Consider the following 6,018-nt stretch of genomic DNA (forward strand, 5'->3'; position numbering starts at 1 on the left):
TATGAAAAAATACACTGGAATATTAAGAAGTTTTGCAGTTTTTGGGCTTATTTTAGGCGCGGGCTTGTTCGGATTATGGTTTTTAGGAAAATACGGAACCGAAATAAAGATAAAAAATCCGGATGCGGCAAGAACCTCTCAAAACATATCCGAAAGCGAAAAAGACGAGTTCTATAATATGGGCGGTAAAACACCGCAGGAAACAACTTCACTTTTTATAAGCGCTCTAGAAAAAAATGATTTGGCCTTAGCCGTTAGATACTTTGTTCCCGAAGCAAGAGAAAAAGAAGCGGAGAATTTAACACTTCTTAAAGACGCTAATATTTTAGGTGATTTAATAAGCGATTTAAAAAATTTAAAAAATGGCAGCGCAATGGGCGATGCTCGTTATCTCTTTAAAATTTTTGATGAAACGGGACAAGAGGCCGCCGAGGTGGAACTCATTAAAAATAAAAGCGGTTTCTGGAAGTTATTAGCGCTTTAATAATAATGGATTCATATTTGACTTATTGTTTAATATAAGATATACTGTGGATAAGTGGATGATGGTCTCGCAAGGGATCACCGATTCAATGTCGGTATTAAGCCCCGTTCGCGGGGCTTTATACTATCAACCCCGCAATTTACGGGGTTGATATTCATTAATAACCGCCCTTAAAGGGATCCGGGAAAGGCTAAATCCCAATTCAAATGTCTTTAAGTGGATTGCTTTTACACCGGACCCCTTTAAAAGCGATTTATTTAATTATATCTGTATCTTATTGTATAATACAAATAATGTATCTTGGTGATGAAACGCAAAAAGAAGCCTTAACGTTTTAATAACAAACAACATGAGAATCAATATCAAAACAACAAATTTTAATTTAACGCCGGCGATTCAAACTTATCTTGAGGAAAAATTGAATTCTCTTAACAAATTTTTACCGAATGACGAAAGCATTTCAGCCGATGTCGAGCTTGGTAAAACCACCCGCCATCATCAAAAGGGAGATATTTTTGTAGCGGAAATTAACTTAGCTCTTCCGGGCTACTTAATACGGGTTATTGCGCAAGAGTGGGATTTAAGAGTTGCTATTGACCGTGCGAAAGACGAACTTCAGAGAAAAATAAAAGATAATAAAGAAAAAAATATTTCTCTCTACAAAAAGGGGGCGCGCATGTTTAAAAAATTATTAAAAGGCGGGTAAATTACTGGCACATTTAATTTCGAAGGATTGACACATTCGACTACGCTCAGTGTCAATCCTGAGTAGAATCGAAGGATTAACACATTCGACTACGCTCAGTGTCAATCCTGAGTAGAATCGAAGGATTGACAAGCTTTAAAAAAACATGGGATAATTTGTCGTTCTTTCAAAGTTAAAAATTCTTTTAAGAAACCGAGGAGTCGGCGATGAGAAGGAGAGAATGGATGATAGTTAAGGTGCCTTACGGAGGCGGATATAATCATTTAAATTTAGCCAGCCCCAAAAATACCCGCCGGGCGCCCGATGCGCTTCATAAAGAATTTATAAGGCAAAGCATTTTTCTCTCGAATAACGGCGCGGAAATCAAGAACTTGGAATGGCATACAATCGACATAGATTTTTGGTTTCAAAATGATGTTGATAGTTGGTGGCGCATGAATAAACGCCTGCTTACGGAGTCGACCTCGTTGTTCCATGACAAAAATGTTTTATTTTTAGGAGGTTCTCATACTGTAACTTACACGACATTTTCAGCGCTTAGTAAGGCAACCAAAGAACAATGCGGTCTTATCGTTTTAGACGCTCATCCCGATTGCTGTCAAAAGGCCGGTTGGCCAATCCACTCTGATTGGCTTCGTAAGTTGGTAGAAGAAAGGCGAGTCAACCCAAAGAATGTTCTTGTTATTGGTATCAGGCAGATGGAAAAGCAAGAATATGAGTTCTTTAAAAGCCGCGGAATTGAGTATTTCCAAATGTCTGTAATAGACGATCCAAAAGTTTGTATTACAGACAATCTGCTGTTGGCAGCTTGTTTGAAAAAGTTAGGCAATCTTGAAGCAGCCTATCTTTCTATAGATATTGATGTAGTTTCCCAAGCATTCGCGCCCGGTACCGGCTGTCCGAGTCCCGGCGGGTTAACCGATAGTGAACTTATTTATTTGGTAAAACAGTTAAAATTCAAATTGCAGAATTTGAAAGCCGCAGATTTGGTTGAAATTAATCCCTTAAAATGGTGGCAGAAACTGGTTTTACGCCGCGATCAAACAGTCGACCTGGGTGTCAAGATCATAAAAGAAATTGTTTCCTAAGCCCCTTTAAGGGGTTTTTACATTAAGTTTGTAAAATCAGTTATTTTACTGTAAAGTTATGTGATTATGTCAAGCATACTATCGCGGATTTTTGGCGATGCCAATGAAAGATATTTAAAAGGCGTTGTGCCAATAGTAAAAAAAATAAATTCCCTTGAAGAAGGTTTTTTAAAGCTTTCGGATGAAGATTTAAAAAATAAAACTGAAGATTTTAAAAAACGTTTTTTAAGCGGAGAATCGCTTGATGATATCCTTCCCGAGGCCTTTGCTCTCGTAAGAGAAACGGCCAAACGCACTCTTAATCAGCGTCATTTTGATGAACAGCTCATAGGCGGCATCGCCCTTCATAAAGGGAAAATAGCCCAAATGGCAACAGGCGAAGGTAAAACATTAACCGCGACTTTGGCGGCCTATTTAAATGCCATACCCCATGCAGTGGGACAAAAAGATAGGGGCGTTCATATTATTACCGTTAATGATTATCTGGCACGGCGCGATACGGTTTGGATGGGTCAGATTTATAGTTTTTTGGGTTTAACGGTCGGCTGTGTTAATTCTGATAATAGTTATATTTATGACCCGGCTCACACGGAAAAATTACAGGATATTGAGAGAGATGAAACCGGAAGTTTTAAAATAATTCATGAATTTTTGCGTCCAGCAGCTAAAAAAGATGCCTATAATTGCGATTTAGTTTACGGCACTAATACCGAATTCGGATTTGATTATTTACGGGACAACCTAATTGCCGATTTATCGCAAGTGATAAGCCCAGGCCGTGCTTTTGCCATTGTTGACGAAGTAGACAGTATTTTGATTGACGAAGCGCGAACACCGCTTATTATTTCCATGCCGGACGCGGAATCGCCAAAACTGTATGAAACATTTTCCAAAATCGTACCGCGACTAAAAGAAAACGAGGATTATAATGTTGATTTAAAAATGAGAACAGCCGTGATTAGCGATTTGGGTTTAAACAAAGTTGAAAAAATACTTGGTTTAGGAAACATTTATGACGAAAAAGGAGCTCGCTATGTTCACCATTTGGAACAAGCGCTTCGGGCACAGGCTCTTTTTCACAAAGATAAAGATTATGTCGTTAAAAACGGCGAAATTATCATCGTTGATGAATTCACCGGTCGTCTTTTGGCTGGCCGGCGATACTCCGAAGGGCTTCATCAGGCAATTGAGGCTAAAGAAGGCGTAAGAGTTCAGCAGGAATCACGAACATTGGCCACCGTTACTTTCCAAAATTTTTTCCGCCTTTACGAAAAACTCTCCGGTATGACAGGTACCGCCGCCACCTCCGCGGAAGAATTCCATAAGGTTTATAACCTAGGCGTTGTTATCGTGCCAACTCATAAACCGATGGTAAGGAAAGATTTGTCTGATCGGATTTATAAAACCGACGAAGCTAAATTTCGCGCTGTTGTCGGCGACATAAAAGAACGGCACGAAAAAGGCCAACCGGTTTTAGTCGGCACTATTTCCATACAAAACAATGAACGGCTTTCGCAAATGCTTTCTCGCGAAGGGATAAAACATGAAGTCTTAAATGCCAAACAACACGAAAGAGAAGCGGTAATTCATGCTCAAGCCGGACGTCTTGGCGCCGTAACTGTTGCCACAAACATGGCCGGCCGCGGCGTTGATATTATCTTGGGAGGAAACCCCCAAGACCCTGAACAGAGTCGAAGGGTTCAGGAATTAGGGGGTCTCCACGTTATTGGGACCGAAAGGCACGAAGCACGGCGGATTGATAATCAACTAAGAGGGCGGTCCGGAAGACAAGGCGACCCGGGTTCTTCGCAATTTTTTGCTTCTTTGGAAGATAATCTTTTAAAAGTTTTTGGCGGAGAAAGAATCAAAAATTTAATGGAAACTTTGAATATTTCAGAAGACCAGCCGATTGAAGCAGGCCTTGTATCTCGAGCCATAGAATCGGCCCAGTCAAAAATTGAAGGATTTAATTTTGACGCGCGAAAGCACATTCTTGAATATGACGATGTGATGAACCAGCATCGGACTTTGGTTTATAAAAAAAGATACGAAATTTTGTCGGGATTTTCCCGCGAAGAATTAATCACGATATTCAAAAAACAAGTTGGCAACGTAATAAATTTTCATATGGCAGGCGATAATCCCGATGTTTGGAACAGGGAAGAAGTTTTTGAAAATCTTAGAATGTTTTTTCCGGTAAACGACGGGGAAAAAGAATTTTTGGCGGTAAAAAACGATAGAGAAGAAATAAAGACTCACTATGAAAATATGGCGGAAGATTTATATAACCAAAAAGAAAAAGAAATTGGGATTGGATTAATGGGACAAATCGAAAAAATGGTTATGCTAAATATTTTAGATAATTTCTGGATGAATCATTTGGAAGATATGGAGTATTTGCGCGACAGCGTGCGGCTTCGGGCCTATGGCCAGAGGGACCCTTTAGTTGAATACAAACAAGAAAGCCGGAAACTTTTTGGCGACATGCTTTTGAACTTTGAGTCGCGGGTTGCGGCGATGATATTTAAAGTCGCCTCGCCCCGAGCGCAAAACATTTCTATACAGCCAACGCCAATATCTAGTAAACCTGCTGATTCAAGAAAAGAGGTTGGCCGTAACGATCCTTGCTGGTGCGGTAGCGGGAAAAAATATAAGAAGTGTCACATGACGTAGGGATGACCAAAAAGGTCTAAAAAGACCTTAAAACAAGCCAAAACCACAAACCCGACATCTGAAAAGATGTCGGGTTTTTTGTATATCCAACAGAAAGTGTCATAGAGATTTAGTAAAAAAATAAGTCAAAAACATGAAAAATTCACATTTAGAAAAATCAGAGCGAAACCAGCAGATCAGGAAATTGCTGGCCAGCGGAAAAAGCCAGGTAGAGATCGCGAAGGAGTTCAACATCACTCCCCAGCGACTCGGCCAGCTGGTGCAGAAATGGGAATGGCAAGGACTGCTCGAAAGAAACGAGCAGGGATTTGCCATGCCCCCAAAAGGTCGAACACCAGCCAAAGTTATCCACAACCAATCAAAATCATGAATTACGACAAATACCAATTTGTCCTCGACTGGGATGAACTCCCCGAGGACTTCAAAGAAGAAAAGATCACCGAGTACATCGAGAAAGGTGAAAAACGAGAATGCGAGGAATGCGGCGGAAGCGGCTCAACCTCGATACCGGCGAGCCAGGAAGCCGGCGAGATCAGAGACGAGGAAGCCCAGACATGCAACCACTGCGGCGGATCAGGCGAAACGGCTCCCGATCCAGACGATCAAAACCAGAGAGACGAAGCCGAAAAAGAGATCGAAGCACATTTCCCGATTTATTTCTAAAGGTCGAATTAATAAACCAATTAAAAATTACAACCATGACAAAAGCGCAATTGAAAAAAACCATCGACAAGGAGATTCGAGCGATGCGAAGCAGAATCACCGACATCGTAAAAAACCGAATCGCCGATCAAATCATCGATGATCTTGGAGACGAGACCGGCGAACTGATGGGAAAGCTGACGGTGGACTTCGTAGACGACTCTAAACTTACCGATTACGCCTACGGAAAGATATACGATGCCCTGCTCGAGGAACTGATCAAGTACCTTAAAAACCCGCGATAAGAACCATGAAAAATTACTACATCAAACTGACCGTCCACGATCCCTATCCGAAGCATTACGAGTCGACGGATCAGGGATCGAATGTGGCGATAGCGGTGAAGCGTGCCATCCAGAAGTTCA

The 6,018-nt window shown here is 41.1% G+C and carries 7 protein-coding genes; all 7 read left to right on the forward strand.

Features of this window, described 5'->3' with window-relative positions; all coding sequences use genetic code 11:
• Position 1 precedes the first annotated feature (1 nt).
• The 7 genes from HYW79_02880 (at position 2) to HYW79_02910 (ending at position 5,898) form a co-directional block, all read left to right on the forward strand.
• Positions 2 to 484, forward strand: a complete 483-nt coding sequence (locus tag HYW79_02880) for a hypothetical protein (GenBank protein MBI2635465.1) — start codon at positions 2 to 4, stop codon at positions 482 to 484.
• 349 nt (positions 485 to 833) lie between these two features.
• Positions 834 to 1,190, forward strand: coding sequence for a ribosome-associated translation inhibitor RaiA (raiA, locus tag HYW79_02885; protein ID MBI2635466.1), 357 nt, complete (start codon positions 834 to 836; stop codon positions 1,188 to 1,190).
• Between the two features lie 206 nt (positions 1,191 to 1,396).
• Positions 1,397 to 2,278 (forward strand): arginase family protein, encoded by an 882-nt coding sequence (locus HYW79_02890; protein MBI2635467.1) that lies wholly within the window; start codon positions 1,397 to 1,399, stop codon positions 2,276 to 2,278.
• Positions 2,279 to 2,344: 66 nt separating this feature from the next.
• Positions 2,345 to 4,951: a preprotein translocase subunit SecA gene (gene secA, locus HYW79_02895; protein ID MBI2635468.1), complete on the forward strand. Its 2,607-nt coding sequence runs from the start codon at positions 2,345 to 2,347 to the stop codon at positions 4,949 to 4,951.
• Positions 4,952 to 5,084: 133 nt separating this feature from the next.
• The gene (locus tag HYW79_02900) at positions 5,085 to 5,321 is read left to right on the forward strand and encodes a helix-turn-helix domain-containing protein (GenBank protein ID MBI2635469.1); all 237 of its coding nucleotides are present in this window, start codon (positions 5,085 to 5,087) and stop codon (positions 5,319 to 5,321) included.
• A complete protein-coding gene (locus HYW79_02905; protein MBI2635470.1) occupies positions 5,318 to 5,614 on the forward strand; it encodes a zinc finger-like domain-containing protein in 297 nt (98 codons plus the stop codon). Before HYW79_02900 ends, HYW79_02905 begins: the two co-directional genes overlap by 4 nt.
• Positions 5,615 to 5,649: 35 nt before the next feature.
• Positions 5,650 to 5,898: a hypothetical protein gene (locus HYW79_02910; protein ID MBI2635471.1), complete on the forward strand. Its 249-nt coding sequence runs from the start codon at positions 5,650 to 5,652 to the stop codon at positions 5,896 to 5,898.
• The last annotated feature ends 120 nt before the right edge of the window (positions 5,899 to 6,018 follow it).

It is taken from the genome of Parcubacteria group bacterium (assembly GCA_016186325.1).
GTDB lineage: Bacteria > Patescibacteriota > Minisyncoccia > UBA10092 > UBA10092 > JACPHB01.

Excerpts from the sequence above, each read along its gene's own strand:
- HYW79_02910 (MBI2635471.1), top strand. The coding sequence starts at position 5,650 with ATGACAAAAGCGCAATTGAAAAAAACCATCGACAAGGAGATTCGAGCG.
- HYW79_02880 (MBI2635465.1), top strand. The coding sequence starts at position 2 with ATGAAAAAATACACTGGAATATTAAGAAGTTTTGCAGTTTTTGGGCTT.
- HYW79_02900 (MBI2635469.1), top strand. The coding sequence starts at position 5,085 with ATGAAAAATTCACATTTAGAAAAATCAGAGCGAAACCAGCAGATCAGG.
- secA (MBI2635468.1), top strand. The coding sequence starts at position 2,345 with ATGTCAAGCATACTATCGCGGATTTTTGGCGATGCCAATGAAAGATAT.
- HYW79_02905 (MBI2635470.1), top strand. The coding sequence starts at position 5,318 with ATGAATTACGACAAATACCAATTTGTCCTCGACTGGGATGAACTCCCC.
- raiA (MBI2635466.1), top strand. The coding sequence starts at position 834 with ATGAGAATCAATATCAAAACAACAAATTTTAATTTAACGCCGGCGATT.
- HYW79_02890 (MBI2635467.1), top strand. The coding sequence starts at position 1,397 with ATGAGAAGGAGAGAATGGATGATAGTTAAGGTGCCTTACGGAGGCGGA.